The following is a 23,121-nucleotide window of genomic DNA, read 5'->3' as shown; positions in this document are numbered from 1 at the left end:
CCAAGGGAGTCGTCATGGCAAAACGTTCAGCAAAGGATGTGTCCGGGGACCAGCTCCCCGCCGTGGTGGAACCGACCGAGCAGAGCCGGGTCACCCGCGCCATCCTGGATTTCGTCAGCCAGATTCCCGACAGCCGCATCGGCGGCGCCAAGGATCCCCAGGCCGAAGCGCGTCGGCTGGCCAGTCGGGCCGCCCAACGCGCGGCGCTGACCTCGGGCTCGCTGGCCCTGCCGCCCGGTCCGCTGGGCTGGCTCACCATCCTGCCCGAGCTGATCGCGATCTGGAAAATCCAGGCACAGATGGTCAGCGATATCGCCGCCGCCTATGGCAAACATGCGGCGCTGGGGCGCGAGCAGATGCTCTGGTGCCTGTTTCGCCATACCGCCGCACAAGCGTTTCGCGACCTGGTAGTGCGCATGGGCGACCGCCTGCTGTTTCGTCGCATGTCCTATGCCGTCGCCGAACGCGTGGCCAAACGCATTGGCACGTCGATCACGCAACGCGCGGTCGGCAAGGGTATTTCGCGCTGGCTGCCGATCGTCGGCGCGCTCGGTGTCGGCGCCTATGCCTATTACGACACCGGACAGGTGGCCAAGACCGCGATCGAGATGTTCAGTGGCGATATCGAGGTCGATGGCGTCGCGGACGACGCAGAATTTGCCGACACCGTAAAAAAAAAGTCCCCGCGCCGAGCCACCAGCAAAGCCGTGAGCCGCACTGCCCGTAAGGTGATCGACAGCGCCAGGAAGACGGCCACCAAGAGCAGCAGTGTCGCGAAGAAAGCGGCGAAGAAAGCCGTGAAAAAGGTCGCGGCAAAAAAGCGCCCGGCACCCCGGAAAACCTGAGCCGCGAGATGACGCACGCATCGCTTTGCGGCAAGCTGGAGCAATCATCGAAAAAGCCAGGAACCGTCGCATGAGCCCACGTCACGACCGCCCTGTCGTCCTGATCACAGGCGCGGGTAAACGCGTGGGCGCGACGATCGCGCGCGTGCTGCACGGCGCCGGTTACGATCTCGCACTGCATTACCGCCGCTCGCGCGAAGAGGCCCAGGCCCTGGCTCAATCGCTGGAACAAGCGCGCGCGGGCAGCACACTCTGCGTCCAGGCCGAACTGGCCGAGCTCGACCGGCTGCCCGGGCTTGTCGACGAAGTACTCGCCCACTATGGCCGGCTCGATGCACTGATCAACAACGCGTCGGCGTTCTACCCCACACCGATCGGCACGGCGACGCCGGCCCAGTGGCAGGAACTGTTCGCTTCCAATGCGCAGGCGCCTTTCTTTCTCGCTCAGGCGGCGGTGCCTGCGTTGCGTGAGCGCAGTGGCGCCATCGTCAACCTGGTCGACATCTACGCCGAACGCCCACTTGCCAACCACACGCTGTATTGCATGGCGAAGGCTGCGTTGGAAGCGATGACGCGCTCGCTCGCACTGGATCTCGGGCCGGCGATACGCGTCAACGGCGTAGCACCCGGCGCGGTGATGTGGCCGAGCGAAGGCAAGGCTTATGACGATAAACAGGCGATGCTCGAACGCACGCCGCTCAAACGCGCCGGCAGTCCCGATGATGTGGCCAGCGCCGTGTTGTGGCTGCTGCGCGATGCGCCTTTTGTGACCGGGCAGATCATCCGTATCGATGGTGGGCGGACGCTTTCGGTCTAGGCTGTGGGTCGCGGTGGAAGCCGCTCCTACATGGGCGACTTCGGAGATATTCGGAAAACCCTACCTATTCGTCATTCCGGCGCAGGCCGGAACCCAGTGGCTTTGTGATCGGTTGTCGCGAGGACCTGCGTAGGTCAGCCCTATTGCGAAAACTGAAAACCGATGCCACTGGGTCCCGGCCTACGCCGGGATGACGACAATCAAAACTGAGGTTGTTCGAGGCTCCCTTCAGCCGCAATAGCCTGCAAAGCAGGCCGCTCTTCAGTCCGCTCGTACACGAAAAGCCTGCTCCAGCAGCTTCGGCTCGAACCCACCGCCAACTTCACCGCTCTCGGCGTAGCGATACAACACCGCCGCATAGATGCCTTGAAGCGCCGAATGCGCCAACGCCAGCGTGATCAGGCCAATAACCGCCAGTGCAACGGCCGCGACAATGGCCGGCATCGAGTGCGACGTGATGGCCGCCACGACCAGCAAGCCGCATGCAAATGTCGCGATGACGGTGACCACACTAAACACCACACCGATGCCACCCTGGCCGATCAGATTTTCGCCCCAGGTGCGCTTGAGCAGGGCCACGCTGCGGGAAACCGCATCCATGGGCCCGACCTGCTGACTGGCCAGCACCGGCACGACCAGGAGGCTCGCCACCGTCCAGGCCAGACCGAATAAGCCGGCAATCATCCTGCCGACCAGACCCAGGCGCTCCTGCAGCGCGCGCAGAAACAAACCAACGGTTGCGGCGATCATGGCGTAGCCAAGAATGCTGCCCCAACGCGAGCGTGCTACGGCAAAGCCGGTCGACATCGTCGCCGGTTCGCCGCGAAGGCGCGCAAGCACCGTGCCGGCCAGGGCGGTGTTGAAAAAGATGATGATGAAGTACTGCACCAGGTAGAACACGAACATGCCCAGGTAGGCAACCAGCGAGAACCCGCGTGTCTCGTTGGCGGTCGCGTGATGCACGATACCCAGCGTCACCGCGATCGGAATCAAAAAGCTGGCCGCGACCACCAGGCTGCAAAGACCCGACAGCAACGGAAACATCATCAGCGACTTGTCCGAGCGCAACACGCTCGCGCTCGCCTTCATCAAGGCCCAACTACGCGCAAACTTGCCCATCGTCCCCCTCCTCCTTGTCTGTGATTGGCTTTTTATCACCGGCGCATAGGCAGCGACAGTGCAGGTTCAACTCAATTCAATGCGCTCCAGCGGTTCGCTATCGGCCGGGAACGCCGACCATAGCGCCGCCATGGTGTCGCCACTGAGCGGGTGCCGCAGCATCGGCGCGATATCGGCGATAGGCCGCAGCACAAAGGCATGTTTCAACTCTTTGCGCGGCAGCTGCAAATGACCATCCCCGTTCATCACCAGATCGTCATACAACACGATGTCGATATCGAGCGTGCGGTCCGAATAGCGCGGCACGTCGCGGCGGCGACCGTGACGATCCTCCAACGCATGCAGCCAGTCGTTCAAGGCTTGCGGCGACAAATCCGTATCCACTCCGACCGCGAGATTGACGAAGTCCGCCCCGTCGAAACCCACCGACCGGCTGCGATACGCCGGCGACACGACGATGTTGCCAAAGCGCTCGCGCAGCTCGGCGAGCGCCGCATTGAGGTAGCGCAGCGGCTCCTGGTTGGAGCCCAAACTCAGATAAGCGCGCGCCATCGCCTCAGACCGGACGCGTACCGCGCTCGATGCGCACGCCTACCGCACGTGCGCCGCGTACCGCGCCGGGCTTGGACAACTTCAATCGCACCCAGCTCACGCCGAACTCGTTGCGGATGATTTCCGCACAGCGCTCGGCCAACGTTTCCACCAAGCCGAAACTGGAACTGCCGACATAGTCGATCAACCGCTTGGAGATGTCCTTGTAGTTGAGCGTATGGGCGATATCGTCGCTCGCCGCCGGACGTGTGTTGTCGAAGGCCATTTCGATGTCGAAGGACAAGGTCTGGCGCACGCGACGCTCCCAGTCGTAGATACCGATCACGGTTTCTATGCGCAGGTCTTCGATGAAAACGATATCCATGGGTGAACAATCAACCGTCAATGGTGAACAGGAAAAGTACGTAGCGATCAAGCCGCCGGAAGGCTTTCCAGATCCCAGCGGGGAAAGACCTGCACGGTCTCGTCCTGGTGCTGACCGTGCGCGAGGCGGATCGCACCGGCCAGCGCGATCATCGCGCCGTTGTCGGTGCAGAATGCCAGGCGCGGGAAATAGGTGCGAAAACCGTCCTTCTCGCCAGCGGCAGCCAGCTCGGCGCGCAGACGCTTGTTCGCGCCGACGCCACCGGCGATGACCAGGCGCCTGGCGCCGGATGCCTCGAGTGCACGGCGGCATTTGATGATCAAGGTATCGACGATCGCCTCTTCGAAGGCGCGCGCGATGTCGGCGCGGGTCTGATCGCTCTGGTCCGACTGCTGCCAGGCCAGCAGCACCTGTGTCTTCAGACCGGAAAAGCTGAAATCCAGCCCCGGGCGATCGGTCATCGGTCGCGAGAAACGAAACAAGCCGGCCCGGCCCTGCTGCGCCAGCGCCGCCAGCGCGGGACCGCCCGGATAGGGCAGGCCCATCATCTTGGCGGTCTTGTCGAACGCTTCGCCGGCCGCGTCGTCCAACGTGTCGCCCAGGATCCTGTATTGGCCGATGCCCTTGACCTCGACCAGCATCGAATGCCCGCCCGAGACCAGCAGGGCGACGAACGGCGGCTTGGGCGGGTCGTCTTCCAGCAAGGGGGCAAGCAGGTGACCTTCCATATGGTGCACGCCGATGGCTGGCACACCCAGGGCCCAGGCCATCGCCCGCGCGGCCGCCGCGCCGACCAGCAAGGCGCCGACCAGCCCCGGCCCGGCGGTATAGGCCACGCCACCCAGGTCCTGGGGGGTCAGACCGGCCTGGGCCAGTGCCTCGCGCACCAGCGGCAACAGCTTGCGCACGTGATCGCGGCTGGCCAGCTCGGGCACCACGCCGCCATAATCGGCGTGCAGCTTGATCTGGCTATACAGCGTATGGGCCAGCAGGCCCTCTCCCGGCTTTTCCGGCTCCCAGCGCAGCAGGGCCACACCGGTTTCGTCGCAGGAGGTCTCGATGCCTAGGATGGGTTTATTGGGCGCTGACATGCCCAACAGTCTAACGGGGAGCGAGCGACTTTACGCAGCCGCCCTGGCGCGGCTATACTTTGCGGCTCGCCCAATTCCACGGGCAGTACCTAGTCATATTCGGAGTTTCCATGCCCAGCGTAAAAGTCCGCGAGAACGAGCCGTTCGAGCTTGCCCTGCGTCGCTTCAAGCGCACCTGCGAAAAGGCCGGCGTCCTGGCCGAGACTCGTAAGCGCGAGTTCTACGAAAAGCCGACCCAGGAGCGCAAGCGCAAGCGTGCCGCTGCGGTGAAGCGCCATCTGCGCCGCCTGTCGCGTGACACCTCGCGTCGTACCCGCCTGTACTGAGCTACCTGGCCCGGCATCCTGCGTGATGCCAGCCCTGGCGCTTCCCAGCGCCCCCAGGTAGCTTTGGCAGCTTGGCGCGATTAACTCCGCCGCCGCTGCGTTCAGCACTTGCACCAGCCGGCGTTGCCTTGCGCAACGCCGGCTTTCTGCATTTCCTTATCGCCCGAATCCGGATACCAGGAGCACAACATGTCCCTCAAGCAGCAACTTACCGAAGACATGAAGACCGCGATGCGCGGCGGCGACAAGCACAAGCTGGGCGTCGTGCGCCTGATCCTCGCTGCCGTCAAACAGCGCGAAGTGGACGAACGCATCGAGCTGGATGACGTCCAGGTCCTTGCCGTGCTTGAGAAAATGCTCAAGCAGCGACGCGACTCCGTGAGCCAGTTCGATGCCGCCAACCGTACCGACCTGGCCGACGTGGAACGCGCCGAAATGGCCATCATCGAGACCTATCTGCCGGCCAAGCTCACCGAGGCGGAAGTCGATGCACTGATCGATGCGGCTATTGCCGACACTGGCGCCAGCTCGGCCAAGGACATGGGCAAGGTCATGGGCGTGGTCAAGGACAAGGCCGCCGGCCGGGCCGACATGGCCGTGGTGTCGGGACGCATCAAGGCCAAGCTGGCCGGCTGATCTCGCCCGGGAACGCGGCGTTCACGCGCTCCTGACCGCGCCGTACCGCGATTAAACAGCGAGCCGGCCGATGCCCCGATGATGCGGCGCCTTCACGTTGCGGCCTCTACAAGTGAGGCTCGCAACATCATCGAGGGCTATACGCATGCTGAAGTGGGCCATTATTTTCGCCATCATCTCGCTGATTTCAGGCTGGCTGGGTTTTGGCACCTTGTCGGGCGTCACCGGCACGATCGCCAAGGTGCTGTTCGTGATCTTCGTGATCATCTTCCTCGTCATCCTGCTGGGCCTGATCGGCATCGTCCATCTGGTCTGACGATACAGCGCTGCCCGGACTCAGTCCGGGCAGCGCTACACGGACCGGCTCACGGAAGGCTTTTCACCAGCGCTCGCCGCGCTCGCTCCAGCACCGGATCTTTCCCTGCGCGCACATCCGCCACGCTCGGCGCCAGGGCGATAGTCGGCGTAATGCCACGACCGACGAACTCGCGCCCATCCGGATAACGATCCCATTTGACGCAGATGCGCGCCCAGCCGCCGCCCGGCAGCATGAAAGACATCGGCATGCCCGTACTGCCACCCGTCGGCTGGCCCACCAGGATGCCGCGCTTGAGCGTATCGAACGACATCACGAAGTCTTCGCCGGCCGAGAAGGTTTGCGCACCAATCAGCACCGCAACAGGGCCCCGGAAAATGGGCTTGGTTTCATGCGGATAGGCTTCCCCGCTGCCATCCAGCGGCACCCATTCCAGACCCAGGCCACCGTTGGCGCGCGACACTGCGCTGACCGATTGTTCGTAGGCAGCGGCGGATGGAATGGGGGCGTCTGTGAGATGTGTAAGGATCTTAAAACCATAGCTGTCCGAACCGCCGCCGTTCTGTCGCACGTCGAGAATCAGTGCCTTGGCCTGCATGATCTGCGGTAGATGATCCTCGAAGGCCTTGCTGGACGCCTCGCTTTCGAAGTGATCGATCGCCAGATAGGCTACTCCGCCCGGCAGCATCCGGAACTCGAACTGCGGCGGACCGTGTCGATCCGGATAGTTGCTGCGCGCGACCGTCACCGTGCGGCGATGGCCATGGCCATCGTCCAGCCCAAGTTCGACCGGCTTGTCCTTGTCGCCCCCAAGCAGGCTGTAGCTATATTTGCGCACGTCCATGTCCTGCGCTGTGGAGCTGCTTTCATAAGGCTCCACATGCTCGTGCGCGTATTGCTTGACCTCGACGCCGTCGATGCTGGTGATTTCGTCTCCGGCATGGATGCCCTGCTTGTCCAGCAGCGCGCTACCAACAAAGGTCACCAGTACCTTGCCGCCGATCAGCGCCGTGCGCAGCGGCGGGCGGGCATAGAAACTGTCTTGCAGCTCTTTGGGTGGATCGATGTTTGTATGGCCATCGTGCAACAGCGGCGCGAAACGCATCAGCACTTCGTAGTACGACCGCGTATCGCTGGCCGCGATCACCTGCGGCAGGAAATCCAGATACGCCTGATCCCAATCGAGCTGCGGCACATTGTTGAAGTGTGCGAAGTTGTACTTGGCCTCCGACCAGAACAATGACAATCCGGCGATACGCTCCGCTTCGCTCAACTGTGGCTTGTACGGCACGGCGATCGTCTTTGCGTGCCATAGCCGCCCCGTCGCGTCCATGTGCGACAGCATGTCTTTGTAGCGCGGCTCATCCTTCAGCAGCGCCTTGGCCTTGTCACTACGAAAAATGTTGTCGGCAGGAATCGGTGCCTGCGCGACATTGGCTGCCATCATGTCGAGCGCCTTGGCTTTCTCGCCCTCGTCGACATACAGCAGAAACAAGTCGTCACGAATGTTGTAACTACGAAAGCGCAGAGCGCCACTACCATCGGCAAGTGACGTTATCTCCGGCGAATAGGTATCGCCGAGCGCCTTGAGCAGTATCGCTTCGGCTTGCTGCCTGGACGCCGGCGTGTCCTTGCCATCCTTGCGCACCGCCTCGGCCTGGTCGCGTGCCGCACTCAGGCGGTCGTAGGCCTGCATCGCCGGGCTTTGCGTCTCAGCCGCCAGCGCATTGGTCATACCGATCGCCAGCAGCCCTGCCAACACCACCATCCCATGCCCTCGCCCCATACCATCCCTCCCCTTTGATCGGCCGAGCTTACCGCGGCCGATCCACAGGAAACCTCCCCCATCGACTAAACTGATGACCTATGCGTGGCCGGATCCCCGACAGCTTCATCGATGAACTGCTTGCCCGCGTCGATATCGTCGACGTGATCGAGCGGCGCGTGCCGTTGAAGAAGGCCGGGCGAGAATGGACGGCGTGCTGTCCGTTCCACAACGAGCGCAGTCCATCGTTCTATGTGAGCCCGGCCAAGCAGTTCTTTCATTGCTTCGGTTGCGGCGCGCACGGTACAGCGATCAAGTTCCTGATGGATTACGAGCGCCTGGAGTTTCCCGATGCCATCGAGGAACTGGCCCAAGCCGTCGGCTTGAAGGTCCCACGCGAGGGCGGCAACGATGCGCCACGCGAGGACAAGACCGATCTCTACGCGCTGCTCGACAACGCCGCACGCTGGTATCAGGGCGAGCTGCCCAAGAACGCCGACGCCAAGGCTTACTGCAAAAAGCGCGGGCTGGATGCACAGACGATCGAGCGCTTCCGCATCGGCTGGGCGCCGGCCGGCTACGACGGCATCATGAAGTCGCTGGGCACCAGCGAGCGCCGCATGCAGTTGCTGAACGAAGCGGGCATGGTGGCCAGCAACGAACGTGGCAGCAAATATGACCGTTTCCGCGAACGGCTGATGTTTCCCATCCTCGACCGCCGCGGCCGCGTGATCGCTTTTGGCGGGCGCGTACTGCAGGCCGATCAGGGCCCGAAGTATCTCAACTCGCCGGAAACGCCGCTGTTCCACAAGGGCCGCGAGCTGTTCGCGCTGTGGCAGGTGAAGCAGGCCAACAGCAGCCTGGCGCGCATCGTGGTGGTCGAGGGCTACATGGATGTGATCGCCCTGCATCAGGCCGGCCTGCCGATTGCGGTAGCGACGCTGGGCACGGCGACCACACCCGACCACACCGAAGTGCTGTTTCGCGCCGCGCCGGACGTCGTGTTCTGTTTCGATGGCGACCGCGCTGGACGCGCGGCGGCGTGGAAGGCACTGGAATCGGCATTGCCGCGATTGCGCGACGGGCGACAGGCGTATTTCCTGTTCCTGCCCGACGGCGAGGACCCCGATACCTTGATCCGCAAGGAAGGCAAGGAAGGTTTCGAGAAGCGGCTGAAAGAAGCCACACCGCTGTCGGAATATTTCTTTGGCGAACTCGCGCACGACGTCGACATGGCCAGCCTAGACGGTCGCGCCCGGCTCGCCGAACGTGCACGGCCGCTGATCGCGCGCCTGCCCGACGGCGCGTTTCGCGACCTGATGGCACAGGAGCTGGAAAAGCGCAGTGGTGCGCGTGCCATGCTTGAACCGGAGCCGGTGCGCCGCCAGACACAACGCCCGGTTGCGGTGCAGCGCAGCCTGGTGCGCAGCGCGATTGCATTGCTGCTGGCACAGCCGGGCATGGCAGACGAGGTCGAACGTCCCTACCGCTTCCTGCGCCTGGACAAACCCGGCATCTCCTTACTCGCGGATCTGATCGATACGGCGCGCTCGCGGCCAGGCATCAATCCGGCCATGCTGATCGAGCATTACGCCGAACGCGAGGAGTATCCCGCCCTGCAGAAACTCATGGCCGCACCGGTTGTCGGCGAACCGGAGATGCAGCGGATCGAGTTTTTCGATGCTCTGTTGCGGATGGAGCAACAGGCCATCGTGCTCAGGCGTGAGGCACTCACCGCCAAGCATCGACAAGGTACGCTCGACAGCGCCGAAAAAGCCGAGCTGCGCGAACTACTGGCCCTGCGCGTGCAGCCGGCACCGACAGCGGAGTAAACCGATGCTGCACTGCAACCCCTGGCCAATAGTTCTGTGGGATGATGTCCTTTTGCCCAGCCATTCCGGTCCGCGCATGAAGGCAAACACGTAGATGGATCTGCTTGAACGACTGGTGACACTGTTCGCCGAGAACGGGTACGCCGCGGTTTTCATTGCCCTGCTGCTATGTGGCGCAGGCGCGCCGCTGCCCGAAGACATCACCCTGGTAGCGGGCGGCGTGATCGCCGGCCTGGGTTATGCCAACGTGCACATCATGTTCGTCGTCGCCATGATTGGCGTGCTGGTCGGCGACGCGGGCATGTTCCTGCTGGGCCACCACTACGGCGCACATATCCTGCAATGGCGCGTGGTATCGCGCCTGCTCACGCCCGCCCGTTATGCCAAGGTGCAAGAGAAATTCGAGCGCTACGGCAACCGCCTGATGTTTATCGCGCGCTTCCTGCCGGGCATGCGCACGGCCGTCTACATCACCGCCGGCACCACGCATCGCGTGTCGTTCATGCGCTTCCTGCTGCTCGATGGCCTGGCCGCACTGATCAGCGTGCCTATCTGGGTGTATCTGGGCTATTTCGGCGCGGACAACCACGAATGGCTGGTGAAATGGATACGCCGCGGTCAGAGCAGCCTGTGGGTATTGGGCGGCCTTATTGTCGTTGTTCTGCTGGTGCTGTGGTGGCGGCATCGCCGACGCGCGGCGCGTGCCGCCACGGACCAGCACTAACCCATTACAGGCAATCAGTCAGCCCGTCGTAGAGGCTTAGTTTGGTGCCCGGCAATGGCGCATCGATGGCGTCCATGAGATGACTGCCCTCCAGCGCAGCATAGAAATGCTCGATCGATGTTCCCGCCGCAAGTGGCGCCTTGCAGTTCCAGACCCGTGCGTCCACCTGCACGCGGCCGTTGACCGGATCGACATCTTCATAGCTGCCGGCAAATGTCCAGATGCATTCGCCCATCACGCCGGTTGCACGCTCGACCGAACAGCGAAAACGCAGCGACTGGATATTGCTGTAATCGCTCTCACAAAAGGTATCGCCGCAGACTGCGTCAAAGTCGCGCGTCAGGCGCTCGGCCAAATCATAAAAGCGGCTCCAGCCCTCTTCGTTGTCGGGATAATGAACCGCGTCGACATATTTCTCCTCGCCAGCCCAAGCCGCTGGCGACAAAGCCATCGCCAGCATGACGATCAACGCGACGATCCAGATATTGCGTACTTGCACGACTGCTCTCCCTGACTGCCCCTGATAGACAAGACAAGGATGAGCTAACGGCATAGCCAATGCCGTCGTCGGTGAACGCATGGCAGATCGGACGGCACCGTTCGCGCCTGTCCGCCGAACTCAGCTGGGACGTGCGCTCATGCCGATCGCCACTTCTTCGCGCAGCCAATCGCAGAACAGCAGCGTTTCGGGTCGATCCCGCGCCTCATTGGCAAGGCCGAGGTAATACGAGTGCCGCCAGGGCGTAGGCAGATCGAAAGGCTCGACCAGACGCCCCGCTGCGATGTCGTAGGCCACCAGCAAGCGCTGCGCCAGCGCGATGCCCTGCCCTTCGATCGCCGCCTGCAACATCATCGTGCCGTCGCCCAGGCCCATGTCACGCGTGTTATCGCTCAGGCTCAACCCGACTTGCGCAAACCAGGCTTCCCAGTCCGGCGCCACCGCCGCCCGGCGTCCGGCGCGCTCATGCAGCAGCGTCTGGCCATTCAATGCCGCCGGAGCGGTCAGGAGCGTGGCGATCGACGGGCTGCATACGGGCGTGTAATCGGTGGTCGCCAACAAGCTATAGGCAGGGTCTTCGCTGGCCCGGTCATCGATCGCGCGGTCCTCGATGGCGATGTCCCAGCGACCGGCATCCACCTGGGTTTCGGTCTGCACGGCCACATCGATATCGGGGTGCCGATCGAAGAAACGGAACAGCCTGGGCACCAGCCATTTGGTGCCGAAGGTGGCCGGCACGGAGACACGCAGGGACAGTTTCTGGTCGAGCAGCTGGTCTGTGGCATGTTGCAGCGCACGAAAAGCTTCCCGAACGCGCGGGAAATAGCGCTCACCGGCCGGCGTCAGCGTCAGCTTATTGTTGCTCCGCACAAACAAGGTCGTGCCGAGATACTGCTCAAGCTGTTTCACCTGCTGACTGATGGCAGCGGCGGTCAGCGACAACTCCTCGGACGCCTTGGTGAAGCTCAGATGTTGCGCCGCAACCTGAAAGACACGCAGTGCATTGAGGGGTAGCGAGCGCTTCATTGCGAGCTCATTTAGAAAAACTTGGGGGAACCCCCGTGAATTTCTAGTTTGCCACGTCTGACGGTACTGCCAACAATCGAAGTCAGTTAACCGCCAGATCGCGCATGAACATTCTTACGATCGACACCGGCACCACCAACACCCGCGTCTGTCTCTGGCGCGATGGCGTCGCCATCGCGCAGGCCGCCCGACAGGTAGGTGTTCGCGATACGGCCATCACCGGCAATCGCACCCGCCTGGAAGCGGCCGTGCGCGAAACGCTGGACGAAGCCCTCGGCGCCGCCGAGTTGAGCGCGGATGATGTCGACCACGTGCTGGCGTCGGGCATGATCACCTCGAACATGGGCTTGTGCGAGATCCCCCATGTCGCCGCCCCGGTGGCAATCCACGCCCTGGCCGGCGCCATGCGCGAGGCCCGCATCGAAAACGTCTGGGCCCGACCGATCTGGTTCGTGCCGGGCGTGCGCAACGCTGTCGATCATATCGGCCTGCATAACAGCGAGGCGATGGACATGATGCGCGGCGAGGAGACCGAAACCTTCGCGCTGATTGAATGCCTGCAGCTGAAGGAACCGGCGGTGATCGTCCTGCCGGGTTCGCACTCGAAATTTGTCAGCCTCGACGACAAGCAACAGATCACCGGCTGCGTCACCACCCTGGCCGGCGAACTGCTGCACGTGATCTCGCACGAAACCATCCTGGCCAGCTCGCTCGACGGAGGCTTCGCCAAACGCATCGACGCGGAGATGCTGCTGGCCGGTGCACGCTCGGCCAAACAGATCGGCCTGGGTCGCGCCTGTTTCAGCGTGCGCATCCTCGACCAGTTCACCGTCTACGACGCGAATGCGCGGGCCAACTTCCTGCTCGGCGCCGTGCTCGGCTCGGACCTGCTCACGCTGAAGAACTCCAGCGCAATCGAGGTCATGCCGGGCGTGCGCTTCGTGATCAGCGGCAAGTCGATCCTGCGCGAAGCCATTGCGCTGCTGGTGCAGGGCGACGATTTCTTTTCCGGCGAAGTCACCGTACTGGACGACCAGCAGCAGGCGAATCTCGCCGGCCGCGGCGCCATCGCGGTGGCGCGCGAACGCGGCCTGTTCGGCAGCAATGAACGCAAACGCGCCTGATCGATCCATCCGGTCAGGCACCGCACTATCGCAGTTGGCTCGTCATAAGTTTTGAGGAGGGAATGATGAATCGCAAACTCACCCACGTCTTTCGCGGCATCGCCGTTGCACTGGCCCTGGCCAGCGCGCCCGCCTTTGCAGACGACCCGGTCAAGATCGGCTTCGTCGTCAAGCAGCCCGAGGAGCCCTGGTTCCGCGACGAGTGGCGTTTTGCCGAACAGGCCGCGAAAGAGAAGGGCTTCGAGCTGGTGAAGATCGGTGCCGAGAACGGCGACAAGGTCCTCAATGCGATCGATAACCTCAAGGTGCAGCATGCGCAGGGTTTCATCATCTGCGCACCCGATGTGAAGCTTGGGCCGTCCATCGTCGCCAAGGCGCGCATCAACCACCTGAAACTGATCACCGTGGACGACCGCCTGGTCGATGGCAGCGGCAAGCCGATCGAAGGCGTGCCCTACACCGGCATCTCCGCGGTCAATATCGGCAAGCAGGTCGGCCAGGCGATCGCCGAACAGATCAAGGCCCGCGGCTGGAACCCCGCCGAAGTCGGTGCGCTTCGCGTGTCGTTCGATCAGTTGCCGACCGCGCGCGATCGCGATGACGGCGCGGTGGAAGCGCTGCTCGCCAGCGGCTTTCCGAAGGCGAACATCTTCAACGCGCCGCAAGCCAAGTCCGATACCGAAAACGCCTTCAACGCATCGAGCATCGCCATCACGCAACACCCGCAGTTCAAGCACTGGGTCGCGTTCGGCATGAACGACGAGGCAGTACTCGGCGCCGTGCGCGCCGCCGAAGGCCGCGGCATCAACGCCGCCAACATGATCGGCGTCGGCATCGGTGGCAGCAACTCGGCAACGAACGAATTTGCCAAGAGCCAGGCGACCGGTTTCTACGGCTCCATCCTGATCAGTCCCAAGCGTCATGGCTACGACACGTCGATACAGATGTACGACTGGATCAAGAGCGACAAGGCGCCGCCGATGATCACCCTCACCGACGGCCGCCTGATTACCCGCGCCAACGCCGCCGACGTGCGCAAGGCCATGGGTCTGTAAGATGTCGACGGCCGCGCAGCAAGACGCCACGCCTTATCTGCAGTTCGAGTCGATCGGCAAATCGTTTCCCGGCGTGCGGGCGCTGGCTGAGGTCAGCTTTGGCGTGCACGCCGGCAGCGTGCACGGTCTGCTCGGCGAAAACGGTGCCGGCAAATCGACCACGATGAAGATCCTGGGTGGCGAGTACACGCCGGACGAAGGCCGCCTGATCATCGGCGGCCAGCCGCGGCAGTTTCGCTCCAGCGCCGAGGCCATTGCCGCCGGTGTCGCGATCATTCACCAGGAGCTGCAGTACGTCCCCGAACTCTCGGTGATGGAAAACCTGCTGCTCGGGCGTCTGCCCACGCGCATGGGTTTCGTGCAACGCCGGCAGGCCTTGGCGTGGACGCGTGAAAAGCTCGATGCCCTGGGCGTGGATCTCGACCCGCGCGCCAAGATGCGCAACATTTCCATTGGCCAGCGGCAGATGGTGGAAATCTGCAAGGCGATTCTGCGCGATGCCAGGATTCTTGCGCTGGACGAGCCGACCAGTTCGCTCTCGCATCGCGAAACCGAAGTGCTGTTCCGGCTGGTCCGCGACCTGCGTGCGCAGGGCAAGGCGATGATCTACATCTCCCATCGCCTCGATGAAATCTTCGAACTGTGTGATGCGGCTACCGTATTTCGCGACGGGCGCAAGATCGCCGACTTCGACACGCTCGAAGGCGTCACGCGCGAGACGCTGGTGCAGCGCATGGTCGGGCGCGAGTTGAACGACATCTTCGGTTACCGGCCTCGTGAACTGGGAGATGTACGCATGTCGGTACGCGGCATTACCGGCCACAAGGTACAGGCGCCGGTGGACTTCGAGGTGCGCTCGGGCGAGATCGTGGGCTTTTTTGGCCTGGTCGGCGCGGGGCGCAGCGAGACTATGCGCGTGGTCTATGGTGCTGACAAGCGCCTGGGCGGCAGTGTGCAGATCGACGGCAAGGCGTTGCCCGCCACAGACGTGCGCGCGGCGATCCGCGCTGGCCTGATGTTCTGCCCGGAAGACCGCAAGGAAGACGGCATCGTTGGCGTGCGCTCGGTATCGGAAAACATCAACATCAGCGCACGGCGCAATCATCTGCGCGCCGGCCTGTTCGTCGACGACGCCATCGAGGCAAAAACCGCCGACGACTTCATCAAGCGCCTGTCGATCCGCACGCCCAACCGTCGCCAGGAAATCCGCCTGCTGTCGGGCGGCAACCAGCAGAAGGCGATTCTCGCGCGCTGGCTCGCCGAGGGTGACTTGCGCGTCCTGATCGTCGACGAGCCCACCCGCGGCATCGACGTCGGCGCGAAGAACGAGATCTACAACGTGCTGTATGCCCTGGCCGAACGCGGTGTCGCGATCGTCATGGTGTCGAGCGAATTGCCGGAGGTGCTGGGCGTGTCCGACCGCATCGTCGTGATGTGCAACGGCCGTATCGCCGGCCAGTTCGCCCGCGATCAGGCCAACGAAGAAAACGTACTTGCCTGTGCGCTGCCCGAAGGCGCTCCGAAGGCGAACCAGCGCAGGAATTGAGAGACATGTCCCAGACTTCACCAACGCTTTCCTCACCCACCCCGAGCACGCCGCAGCATTCGTGGCTGCGCAGCGCGATCGACGACTACAGCCTGGCGCTTATCTTCATCGCGTTGTTCGCGGTGCTGAGCGGCACCGTGCCGTACTTCTTCTCCTGGGACAATATCGTCAGCGTGGCCTTGTCGGTTTCGCAGATCGGCATGGTCGCCTGCACGATGATGTTCTGCCTGGCCTCGCGCGATTTCGACCTCTCCGTGGGTTCGACGGTCGCCTTTGCCGGCGTCACCTGCGCGATGGTGGCCAATGCCACCGGCAGCGTCATGCTGGGCATGGCCGCCAGCCTGGTCGCTGGCGCGGTGATCGGCTTTATCAATGGCGCAATCATCGCCAAGCTGAAGATCAACGCCCTGATCACCACGCTGGCGATGATGGAAATCGTGCGCGGCCTCGCCTTCCTGGTCTCCAAGGGTCAGGCGGTGGGCGTATCCAATGAAGCGTTCTACGTCATCGGCACCAACATGCTGTTCGGGCTGCCGATTCCGGTATGGATCACCGTCGCCTGCTTCGTCGTCTTCGGCGTGATGCTCAACAAGACCGCCTACGGCCGCAACACGCTCGCTATCGGCGGCAATCCGGAAGCCGTGCGTCTGGCCGGTGTGGCGGTGGATCGCACGCGTATCGTGATCTTCCTGATTCAGGGTGTAGTCGCGGCATTCGCCGGCGTGATTCTCGCCTCGCGCATCACCAGCGGTCAGCCCAATGCGGGCGAAGGCTTCGAGCTCGACGTGATTTCCGCCTGCGTACTGGGCGGCGTGTCGCTGGCCGGCGGCCGCGCCACGATCAGCGGCGTGCTGGTCGGCGTGCTGATCATGGGCACAGTGCAGAACGCGATGAACCTGATGAATATCGATACGTTCTACCAGTACGTCGTGCGTGGTGCGATCCTGCTCGCCGCGGTGCTGGTTGATCAGTTGAAGAACCGCCGGGCGACGCATTGATGACCAATACGATCGAACCCATCAGCACATCGCGGCATGCCCTGGGTGAGGGCGTGGTGTGGGACGATCGGCTCGGCGTGCTGCGCTGGACCGATATCCTGGCCTCGAAACTGTGGCAATACGACCCGGTGAGCGGCGATGTACGCCATTGGGATCTGCCCTCGCGCCTGGGATGTTTCGCCTTGACGCAGGATCCCGACGTATTGCTGATGGCGCTCGAAAAGCAGCTCGTGCGTTTCGATCTGCGTAACAGTGCGATCGAGCCGCTGGCAGCGATCGAGCACGAACTCGCGGGCACGCGCTCCAACGACGGCCGTTGCGACCGCCACGGCAACTTTATCTTCGGCACGATCAACGAACGCGGCAAGGAACCCATCGCCTCGTTCTATCGCTATAGCGCGAGCGGTCAGCTCATGACGCTCGCGCTGCCCAAGGCCACCATCACCAACAGCATCTGCTTCAGCCCGGATGGCGACACGCTGTATTTTTGCGATACGCCGACGCGGCGGATCATGGCCTGCGATTACGACGGTGCGACCGGCGAGGTCGACCGTATCCATGTGTTCGCCGAAGTGCCCGAACCGTTCGGCACACCCGACGGATCAACCATCGATAGCGACGGCTTCCTGTGGAACGCCGAATGGGGCGCTTCGCGGGTCGTCCGCTACGCCCCGGATGGCCGCGTCGATTGCGTGATCGAGATGCCGGTCAGCCAGCCCAGCTGCGTCAGCTTCATGGGCACGCAACGCGATCGCCTCGCGGTGACGACCGCCTATGCCGATCTGAATGCCGACGACATCGCTAAACAACCTTTGCACGGCGCAGTCTTTACGGTAGCCGCTCCGCGTGGACGCGGGCTACCGGAAAGCCGCTACGGCCTCGCTTATTGATGGATATCCCGATGACCACCGCCCGCCCCGATCCCCGTACCACTCCCCTGCCCCGGCTGGCCGGCAAGGTCGCCATCGTGACCGGCGCCGCCCAGGGTATCGGCGCGGCGACGGCACGCCTGTTTGCCGAGCACGGCGCACGCGTGGCGATCAATGTGCTCGAAGACAACGCACAGGCGCGCCAGACGCTGGCGGAGATCGGAGAAGACAACGCCATGCTGTTCCAGGCCGACGTTACCGATGTGGCCTCTATCCATCGCATGGTCGACGCCACCGTCGAACGCTTCGGCTCGCCGGACGTGCTGGTCAACAATGCAGGCATCAACGTCTTCAACGACCCGCTCAAGCTGTCGGACGATGAGTGGCAGCGCTGCTTCGAGGTCGACCTCAAGGGTGCCTGGAATTGCGCACAGGCCGTGCTGCCGCACATGCTCGAGATCGGCCATGGCTCGATCATCAATATCGCTTCCGTGCACGGCCACAAGATCATCCCGGGCTGCTTTCCGTATCCGGTGGCCAAGCATGGCCTGATCGGACTCACCCGCGCGCTGGGCATCCAATACGCGGCGCAGCGCATCCGCGTCAACTCCATTTCCCCCGGCCTGATTCTTACCGCCATTGCCGAGGCAGGCTTCGCCGCGGCACCCGACCCGGCGGCGGAGAAGCGCCGCCAGGCAGAGATCCTGCCGACCAAGCGCATTGGCGAGCCGGACGAGGTGGCCTACACCGCCCTGTTCCTGGCCAGCGACGAGGCGCGTTTCATCAATGCGACCGACATCCTGATCGATGGCGGCCGTTCCCAGCTGTATCACGAGTAAGCCGCATGACCTGGCCCACCGCACTCCCACTAGTCGCCATCTTGCGTGGCATTCGCCCCGACGAAGCGGTGGCGCACACGCAGGAACTTGTCGCCGCCGGCTTCGACGCGATCGAGATTCCGCTCAATTCGCCCGACTGGCAACGCAGCATCGCCGATGCGGTGGCCGCCTGCGGCAAGCAGGCCCTGATCGGCGCCGGTACCGTGTTGAGCGAGGGTCTGGTCGACGAGGTCGCCAGCCTTGGCGGCAAGCTGATCGTGACGCCCAACACGGACGAGACCGTGATTCGCCGCAGCCGCGATCATGGCCTCTATACTGCTATCGGCTTCGCCACACCCAGCGAGGCGTTTGCCGCGCTGCGTGCCGGCGCGCAGTCGCTCAAGCTGTTCCCGTCCACCACGTTTGGCCCGGCCTACGTCAAGGCGATCCGTGCCGTACTACCAAAGGATGTGCCCTTGCTCGCCGTCGGTGGTGTTACACCAGATAATCTAGGGACCTTCCTCGACGCCGGCTGTACCGGTGCCGGGCTGGGCAGCGACCTGTACAAACCCGGCCAGACACCCGCGCAGACGCGCGAGCGAGCCGACGCTTTTATCCACGCCTATCGTCAACATCACGCATGAAGATCACCAAGCTCACTACCTACCGGGTTCCTCCGCGCTGGATGTTCCTAAAAATCGAAACCGACGAGGGCGTTGTCGGCTGGGGCGAACCCGTCATCGAGGGCCGCGCACGCACGGTGGAAGCGGCCGTGCACGAGCTGAGCGAATACCTGATCGGACAGGACCCGGGACGTATCAACGACCTGTGGCAGGCCATGTACCGCGGCGGCTTCTATCGTGGCGGCGCGGTCTTCATGAGCGCGATCGCCGGTATCGACCAGGCGCTATGGGACATCAAGGGCAAGGCCCTCGGCGTGCCGGTCTATGACCTGCTCGGCGGCCGCGTGCGCGATCGCATGAAGACCTACTGCTGGGTCGGCGGCGACCGGCCGGCCGACATCATCGCGCAGATCCGTCAGCGCCTTGAGCTCGGCTTTGACACCTTCAAGCTCAACGGTTGCGAAGAGCTGGCCATCGTCGACAATGCGCGCGCCATCGACGCTGCTGTCGCCAATGTCGCCGAGATTCGCGAAGCCTTCGGCAACTCGATCGACTTCGGCCTGGATTTCCATGGCCGTGTTGCCGCGCCGATGGCCAAGGTGCTGATCAAGGAACTGGAGCCGTTCCGTCCGCTGTTCATCGAAGAGCCGGTACTGGCCGAGCAGTCCGAGCACTACCCGCGCCTGGCAGCCTCCACGCATATCCCGCTGGCCGCCGGCGAGCGCATGTACTCCCGCTTCGAATTCAAGCGCGTGCTGGAGCGCGGCGGCATCTCGATCCTGCAACCGGACCTGTCGCATGCCGGCGGTATCACCGAGTGCATGAAGATCGCCGCGATGGCCGAAGCTTACGATGTGGCGTTCGCACCGCATTGCCCGCTGGGACCGATCGCCCTGGCCGCCTGCCTGCATGTCGACTTCATTTCGTGGAATGCGGTGCTGCAGGAACAGAGCATGGGCATTCACTACAACAAGGGTGGCGAGCTGCTCGACTATGTCCTCAATAAGGACGCCTTCGCACTCGAGAACGGATTTGCCAAACCGTTCGACAAGCCGGGGTTGGGTGTCGAGGTGGACGAAGCTCTGGTGATCGAACGCAGCAAGGATGCGCCGGATTGGCGTAATCCGTTGTGGCGGCATCGGGATGGAAGTGTTGCCGAGTGGTGATTTGGGAGGCGGCTTCGGCCGCCTCTTTGCTTTGGCGTGGCGGCCTCGTTCTTGCCTGTGTGCTTCGGCGACCCGGCCGCTAGAGCGAAGGCTCTGAACAGCATTGCGTCGTGGCGGTGAGGACTTAAAGCGTTCCCCCTCACCCCAACCCTCTCCCCCGGCAAAGCCAGGGGAGAGGGGGCAGGTTACGCAAGTGCGAAATACTGAAGTTGCCTCAGTTAGCTCCCTCTCCCCTGGCTTTGCCGGGGGAGAGGGTTGGGGTGAGGGGGGCTTTTACTCTCTCCTCACTCCTGATCACTCGCAACTCGCTCTTACAGCCAACGCCCATAGCGTCGGATGTAAATGACCTTCATCAACTGCGTCAGCCCGCAATAGCAAAGCAACGTCAGCGCCAGCCATGCGAAGTAGATCGGCGGCAGCGGCACCATGCCGATCTTGGCGCCGATGCCCGAGAACGGAATCAGCATGCCGATGATGATGATCGCCGTGGTCAGTGCGAGTACCGGTGCAGCGGCCACGCTTTGCAGGAACGGAATGCGGCGTGTGCGGATCATGTGCACGATCAGCGTCTGCGACAGCAAGCCTTCAATGAACCAGCCCGACTGGAACAGCGACTGATGTTCCGCGCTGTTGGCGCCGAAGTAGTGCCACATCAGGTAGAACGTGGTGATGTCGAAGATCGAGCTGACCGGGCCGATCCACACCATGAAACGACCGATATCGCTGGCGTCCCATTTGCGCGGCTTGCGCAGGTATTCCTCGTCCATGCGATCGAACGGAATCGACAGCTGCGACAGATCGTAAAGCAGGTTCTGCACCAGGATCTGCAGCGGCGCCATCGGCAGGAACGGCAGGAACGCGCTGGCGATCAACACGCTGAACACGTTGCCGAAGTTCGAGCTGGCGGTCATCTTGATGTACTTCATGATGTTGCCGAAGGTGACGCGCCCTTCGAGCACGCCTTCTTCGAGCACCATCAGGTTCTTTTCGAGCAGGATGATGTCCGCCGACTCCTTGGCGATATCGGTCGCGGTATCCACCGAGATGCCGACGTCGGCCTCGCGCAACGCAGGCGCATCGTTGATGCCGTCACCAAGAAAGCCCACCGTGTGGCCCTGGCGCTGCAATGACTTCACCACGCGTGCCTTCTGTAGCGGCGACATCTTGGCAAAGACGGTCGTGCGCTTGACCAGCTCGTCCAGAGCGGCATCGTCCAGCGGTTCGATATGCTTGCCTTGGGTCGAATGCTCGACTTCCAGGCCGACCTCGCGGCAGATCTTGCGCGTGACCGCCTCGTTGTCGCCGGTAATGACCTTTACCTCAACGCCGTGATGGTGAAGCGCGGCAATGGCCGTGGCCGCCGTGTCTTTGGGCGGATCGAGAAAGGCCAGGCAACCCACCGCAATCAGAGCGCTTTCGTCGGCGACACCGTAGGTACGCCCCAACGGCACTTGATGCTTGACTGCCACCACCAGCACGCGCAGGCCATCCTCATTCAAGCGACGTGTCATCGCCTTGATGTCGGTGCGTTGCTCGTCCGTCATCGGCAGGATTTCGTCGCCCGCCTTGGCATACGAACAGATCGACAGCATCTCCTCGACCGCGCCCTTGCATACCAGCATCTCATTGCCGTCGCCGTTGCTCACCACCACCGACATGCGGCGGCGCTGGAAGTCGAACGGAATCTCGTCGACGACGTGATAGCGCGCAGCGGTTGGCTCGAGGTCGCGGTGCTCCAGCACCGCCTTGTCCATCAGGTTCTTCAGACCGGTCTGGAAATGGCTGTTGAGATAGCCGTACTCGAGGGCCTCGTCCGATTCCTCGCCATAAAGATCCAGGTGGCGCTCCAGGACGATCTTGTCCAGCGTGAGCGTGCCGGTCTTGTCCGTGCACAGCACATCCATCGCGCCGAAGTTCTGGATCGCGTTGAGGCGCTTGACCACCACCTTGCGCTTGGACATGGCGATGGCGCCCTTGCCCAGGTTGGCGGTGACGATGAGCGGCAGCATTTCCGGCGTCAGGCCGACCGCCACCGACAGCGCGAACAGGAACGCTTCCAGGAAGCTGCCCTTGTCGATCCAGTTGATCGCAAAGACCACCGGCACCATCACCAGCATGAAGCGGATCAGCAGCCAGCTGACGCTGCTTACTCCGCGATCGAAGCTGGTCTGCACGCGCTGGCCGACGATGGTGCGCGCAAGCGAACCGAGATAGCTGCGCGAGCCGGTCGCCACGACCACCGCGCTGGCAGTGCCGCTGACGACGTTGGTACCCATGTAACAGACCGACGGCAGGTCGAGCGGGCTGTCGGACTGCGTGTCACCCTCGCTGATCTGTGCATGCGTCGGTGCGGCCTTCTCGACTGGCAGGGATTCGCCGGTCAGGATGGCCTGGCTGATGAACAGGTCTTTCGCACTGAACAGGCGCAGGTCCGCCGGCACCATGTCGCCGGCCGCCAGATGCACGATATCGCCCGCCACAAGCTCGCCGACCGGTACTTCCAGACGCTCGCTGTGCCCATCCGAAGCGCGGCGCGTCACCGTCGCGGTGTTGCGCACCATCGCCTTCAGGTTTTCGGCCGCCTTCGAGGAACGGTATTCCTGCGAGAAACTCAGCAGCACGCTGATACCGACCATCACCGCAATGATGATCGGGCCGGTGAGATCGTCGCCGTCGGTAAACAACTGCACACCGGCCAACACCAGCAGCACGACAATGAAGGGGTTCTTGAACGCACGCAGCAGCTGTCGCGACCAGTGCGGCGGCTTCTCGTGCGACACCTCGTTGATGCCGTCGCGCTCCAGGCGCTCGGCGATCTGCTCTTCGTCCAGACCGGCCGCACTGGTATCGAGTACGGCGAACAGGGCCTCGTTGTCACGGAACGCCTCGACGGCCACGGCAACGCGCGCCGGGGCGGTCGACCCGCCCTTACCCACCGTCTTGCCCGCGACGGCCTGGGAGGAATGTTTGAACATGACACATTTCCGGTATGTCGTTGATATGGGCGAAT

At 63.1% G+C, this 23,121-nt stretch carries 23 protein-coding genes; 15 read left to right on the top strand and 8 right to left on the bottom strand.

Annotated elements, in window-relative coordinates:
- Window positions 1–14: 14 nt before the first annotated feature.
- Entirely contained in the window at window positions 15–845 is an 831-nt protein-coding gene (locus ACZ6WW_RS13870) for a hypothetical protein (RefSeq protein ID WP_465274715.1), read from the top strand.
- 70 nt (window positions 846–915) lie between these two features.
- On the top strand, window positions 916–1,662 hold the full coding sequence (locus ACZ6WW_RS13865) for a pteridine reductase (protein WP_465274714.1): 747 nt from the start codon (window positions 916–918) through the stop codon (window positions 1,660–1,662).
- Window positions 1,663–1,923: 261 nt separating this feature from the next.
- Here the strand turns inward: ACZ6WW_RS13865 and ACZ6WW_RS13860 are convergent, their stop codons facing one another.
- From ACZ6WW_RS13860 to tsaD, 4 genes are all read right to left on the bottom strand, one after another.
- Window positions 1,924–2,781, bottom strand: a complete 858-nt coding sequence (locus tag ACZ6WW_RS13860) for a DUF6159 family protein (protein ID WP_465274713.1) — start codon at window positions 2,779–2,781, stop codon at window positions 1,924–1,926.
- Window positions 2,782–2,847: 66 nt separating this feature from the next.
- Window positions 2,848–3,333, bottom strand: a complete 486-nt coding sequence (gene folK, locus ACZ6WW_RS13855; RefSeq protein WP_465274712.1) for a 2-amino-4-hydroxy-6-hydroxymethyldihydropteridine diphosphokinase — start codon at window positions 3,331–3,333, stop codon at window positions 2,848–2,850.
- A gap of 4 nt (window positions 3,334–3,337) precedes the next feature.
- Entirely contained in the window at window positions 3,338–3,697 is a 360-nt protein-coding gene (gene folB / locus ACZ6WW_RS13850) for a dihydroneopterin aldolase (RefSeq protein WP_281851618.1), read from the bottom strand.
- Between the two features lie 47 nt (window positions 3,698–3,744).
- Complete coding sequence (gene tsaD / locus ACZ6WW_RS13845) at window positions 3,745–4,788, bottom strand: tRNA (adenosine(37)-N6)-threonylcarbamoyltransferase complex transferase subunit TsaD (protein WP_465274711.1); 1,044 nt, start codon at window positions 4,786–4,788, stop codon at window positions 3,745–3,747.
- Between the two features lie 110 nt (window positions 4,789–4,898).
- Here tsaD and rpsU point away from each other — a divergent pair, with 110 nt between their 5' ends.
- The 3 genes from rpsU (at window position 4,899) to ACZ6WW_RS13830 (ending at window position 6,066) form a co-directional block, all read left to right on the top strand.
- A complete protein-coding gene (gene rpsU / locus ACZ6WW_RS13840) occupies window positions 4,899–5,114 on the top strand; it encodes a 30S ribosomal protein S21 (protein ID WP_014404075.1) in 216 nt (71 codons plus the stop codon).
- 189 nt (window positions 5,115–5,303) lie between these two features.
- Window positions 5,304–5,750 carry a GatB/YqeY domain-containing protein gene (locus ACZ6WW_RS13835; RefSeq protein ID WP_465274710.1) on the top strand — a complete coding sequence of 149 codons (447 nt, stop codon included), beginning with the start codon at window positions 5,304–5,306 and terminating at the stop codon, window positions 5,748–5,750.
- A 145-nt stretch (window positions 5,751–5,895) separates the two neighbouring features.
- Window positions 5,896–6,066 carry a DUF1328 domain-containing protein gene (locus tag ACZ6WW_RS13830; protein ID WP_281851615.1) on the top strand — a complete coding sequence of 57 codons (171 nt, stop codon included), beginning with the start codon at window positions 5,896–5,898 and terminating at the stop codon, window positions 6,064–6,066.
- 49 nt (window positions 6,067–6,115) lie between these two features.
- On the opposite strand, the gene ACZ6WW_RS13825 is transcribed toward ACZ6WW_RS13830, so the two are convergent.
- Window positions 6,116–7,852, bottom strand: coding sequence for a S41 family peptidase (locus ACZ6WW_RS13825; RefSeq protein WP_465274709.1), 1,737 nt, complete (start codon window positions 7,850–7,852; stop codon window positions 6,116–6,118).
- A gap of 80 nt (window positions 7,853–7,932) precedes the next feature.
- Between ACZ6WW_RS13825 and dnaG the strand changes: the two genes are divergently transcribed.
- A complete protein-coding gene (dnaG, locus tag ACZ6WW_RS13820) occupies window positions 7,933–9,663 on the top strand; it encodes a DNA primase (RefSeq protein WP_465274708.1) in 1,731 nt (576 codons plus the stop codon).
- Between the two features lie 94 nt (window positions 9,664–9,757).
- The gene (locus ACZ6WW_RS13815; RefSeq protein ID WP_465274707.1) at window positions 9,758–10,387 is read left to right on the top strand and encodes a DedA family protein; all 630 of its coding nucleotides are present in this window, start codon (window positions 9,758–9,760) and stop codon (window positions 10,385–10,387) included.
- A 4-nt stretch (window positions 10,388–10,391) separates the two neighbouring features.
- On the opposite strand, the gene ACZ6WW_RS13810 is transcribed toward ACZ6WW_RS13815, so the two are convergent.
- Window positions 10,392–10,967, bottom strand: coding sequence for a hypothetical protein (locus ACZ6WW_RS13810; protein ID WP_465274706.1), 576 nt, complete (start codon window positions 10,965–10,967; stop codon window positions 10,392–10,394).
- A 39-nt stretch (window positions 10,968–11,006) separates the two neighbouring features.
- Entirely contained in the window at window positions 11,007–11,912 is a 906-nt protein-coding gene (locus ACZ6WW_RS13805; RefSeq protein WP_281851611.1) for a LysR substrate-binding domain-containing protein, read from the bottom strand.
- A gap of 104 nt (window positions 11,913–12,016) precedes the next feature.
- Here ACZ6WW_RS13805 and ACZ6WW_RS13800 point away from each other — a divergent pair, with 104 nt between their 5' ends.
- The 8 genes from ACZ6WW_RS13800 (at window position 12,017) to dgoD (ending at window position 20,111) form a co-directional block, all read left to right on the top strand.
- Entirely contained in the window at window positions 12,017–13,036 is a 1,020-nt protein-coding gene (locus ACZ6WW_RS13800; RefSeq protein ID WP_281851610.1) for a 2-dehydro-3-deoxygalactonokinase, read from the top strand.
- Between the two features lie 65 nt (window positions 13,037–13,101).
- Window positions 13,102–14,091: an arabinose ABC transporter substrate-binding protein gene (locus ACZ6WW_RS13795; RefSeq protein WP_465274705.1), complete on the top strand. Its 990-nt coding sequence runs from the start codon at window positions 13,102–13,104 to the stop codon at window positions 14,089–14,091.
- A gap of 1 nt (window position 14,092) precedes the next feature.
- Window positions 14,093–15,637: an L-arabinose ABC transporter ATP-binding protein AraG gene (gene araG / locus ACZ6WW_RS13790; RefSeq protein WP_465274704.1), complete on the top strand. Its 1,545-nt coding sequence runs from the start codon at window positions 14,093–14,095 to the stop codon at window positions 15,635–15,637.
- Window positions 15,638–15,642: 5 nt separating this feature from the next.
- On the top strand, window positions 15,643–16,635 hold the full coding sequence (gene araH / locus ACZ6WW_RS13785; protein ID WP_465274703.1) for an L-arabinose ABC transporter permease AraH: 993 nt from the start codon (window positions 15,643–15,645) through the stop codon (window positions 16,633–16,635).
- Complete coding sequence (locus ACZ6WW_RS13780) at window positions 16,635–17,525, top strand: SMP-30/gluconolactonase/LRE family protein (RefSeq protein WP_465274702.1); 891 nt, start codon at window positions 16,635–16,637, stop codon at window positions 17,523–17,525. Before araH ends, ACZ6WW_RS13780 begins: the two co-directional genes overlap by 1 nt.
- 11 nt (window positions 17,526–17,536) lie before the next feature.
- Complete coding sequence (locus tag ACZ6WW_RS13775) at window positions 17,537–18,343, top strand: SDR family oxidoreductase (RefSeq protein WP_465274701.1); 807 nt, start codon at window positions 17,537–17,539, stop codon at window positions 18,341–18,343.
- Between the two features lie 5 nt (window positions 18,344–18,348).
- Window positions 18,349–18,966, top strand: a complete 618-nt coding sequence (locus tag ACZ6WW_RS13770) for a 2-dehydro-3-deoxy-6-phosphogalactonate aldolase (protein ID WP_465274700.1) — start codon at window positions 18,349–18,351, stop codon at window positions 18,964–18,966.
- Window positions 18,963–20,111, top strand: coding sequence for a galactonate dehydratase (gene dgoD / locus ACZ6WW_RS13765; protein WP_281851603.1), 1,149 nt, complete (start codon window positions 18,963–18,965; stop codon window positions 20,109–20,111). Before ACZ6WW_RS13770 ends, dgoD begins: the two co-directional genes overlap by 4 nt.
- A gap of 311 nt (window positions 20,112–20,422) precedes the next feature.
- Here the strand turns inward: dgoD and mgtA are convergent, their stop codons facing one another.
- A complete protein-coding gene (gene mgtA / locus ACZ6WW_RS13760; protein ID WP_465274699.1) occupies window positions 20,423–23,086 on the bottom strand; it encodes a magnesium-translocating P-type ATPase in 2,664 nt (887 codons plus the stop codon).
- Between the last annotated feature and the right edge of the window lie 35 nt (window positions 23,087–23,121).

The sequence above is a fragment of the Dyella sp. NPDC103356 genome, assembly GCF_055584465.1.
The sequence above is the reverse complement of the archived record's forward strand: the minus strand, read 5'-3'. Positions and strand labels throughout refer to the sequence as shown.

Coding starts and splice junctions, on each gene's coding strand:
- ACZ6WW_RS13860 (WP_465274713.1), bottom strand. CDS start 2,781: ATGGGCAAGTTTGCGCGTAGTTGGGCCTTGATGAAGGCGAGCGCGAGC.
- araG (WP_465274704.1), top strand. CDS start 14,093: ATGTCGACGGCCGCGCAGCAAGACGCCACGCCTTATCTGCAGTTCGAG.
- ACZ6WW_RS13795 (WP_465274705.1), top strand. CDS start 13,102: ATGAATCGCAAACTCACCCACGTCTTTCGCGGCATCGCCGTTGCACTG.
- ACZ6WW_RS13780 (WP_465274702.1), top strand. CDS start 16,635: ATGACCAATACGATCGAACCCATCAGCACATCGCGGCATGCCCTGGGT.
- ACZ6WW_RS13870 (WP_465274715.1), top strand. CDS start 15: ATGGCAAAACGTTCAGCAAAGGATGTGTCCGGGGACCAGCTCCCCGCC.
- ACZ6WW_RS13865 (WP_465274714.1), top strand. CDS start 916: ATGAGCCCACGTCACGACCGCCCTGTCGTCCTGATCACAGGCGCGGGT.
- dnaG (WP_465274708.1), top strand. CDS start 7,933: ATGCGTGGCCGGATCCCCGACAGCTTCATCGATGAACTGCTTGCCCGC.
- ACZ6WW_RS13815 (WP_465274707.1), top strand. CDS start 9,758: ATGGATCTGCTTGAACGACTGGTGACACTGTTCGCCGAGAACGGGTAC.
- folB (WP_281851618.1), bottom strand. CDS start 3,697: ATGGATATCGTTTTCATCGAAGACCTGCGCATAGAAACCGTGATCGGT.
- tsaD (WP_465274711.1), bottom strand. CDS start 4,788: ATGTCAGCGCCCAATAAACCCATCCTAGGCATCGAGACCTCCTGCGAC.
- ACZ6WW_RS13830 (WP_281851615.1), top strand. CDS start 5,896: ATGCTGAAGTGGGCCATTATTTTCGCCATCATCTCGCTGATTTCAGGC.
- ACZ6WW_RS13835 (WP_465274710.1), top strand. CDS start 5,304: ATGTCCCTCAAGCAGCAACTTACCGAAGACATGAAGACCGCGATGCGC.
- folK (WP_465274712.1), bottom strand. CDS start 3,333: ATGGCGCGCGCTTATCTGAGTTTGGGCTCCAACCAGGAGCCGCTGCGC.
- ACZ6WW_RS13805 (WP_281851611.1), bottom strand. CDS start 11,912: ATGAAGCGCTCGCTACCCCTCAATGCACTGCGTGTCTTTCAGGTTGCG.
- ACZ6WW_RS13800 (WP_281851610.1), top strand. CDS start 12,017: ATGAACATTCTTACGATCGACACCGGCACCACCAACACCCGCGTCTGT.
- ACZ6WW_RS13810 (WP_465274706.1), bottom strand. CDS start 10,967: ATGCGTTCACCGACGACGGCATTGGCTATGCCGTTAGCTCATCCTTGT.
- ACZ6WW_RS13825 (WP_465274709.1), bottom strand. CDS start 7,852: ATGGGGCGAGGGCATGGGATGGTGGTGTTGGCAGGGCTGCTGGCGATC.
- ACZ6WW_RS13775 (WP_465274701.1), top strand. CDS start 17,537: ATGACCACCGCCCGCCCCGATCCCCGTACCACTCCCCTGCCCCGGCTG.
- ACZ6WW_RS13770 (WP_465274700.1), top strand. CDS start 18,349: ATGACCTGGCCCACCGCACTCCCACTAGTCGCCATCTTGCGTGGCATT.
- dgoD (WP_281851603.1), top strand. CDS start 18,963: ATGAAGATCACCAAGCTCACTACCTACCGGGTTCCTCCGCGCTGGATG.
- mgtA (WP_465274699.1), bottom strand. CDS start 23,086: ATGTTCAAACATTCCTCCCAGGCCGTCGCGGGCAAGACGGTGGGTAAG.
- araH (WP_465274703.1), top strand. CDS start 15,643: ATGTCCCAGACTTCACCAACGCTTTCCTCACCCACCCCGAGCACGCCG.
- rpsU (WP_014404075.1), top strand. CDS start 4,899: ATGCCCAGCGTAAAAGTCCGCGAGAACGAGCCGTTCGAGCTTGCCCTG.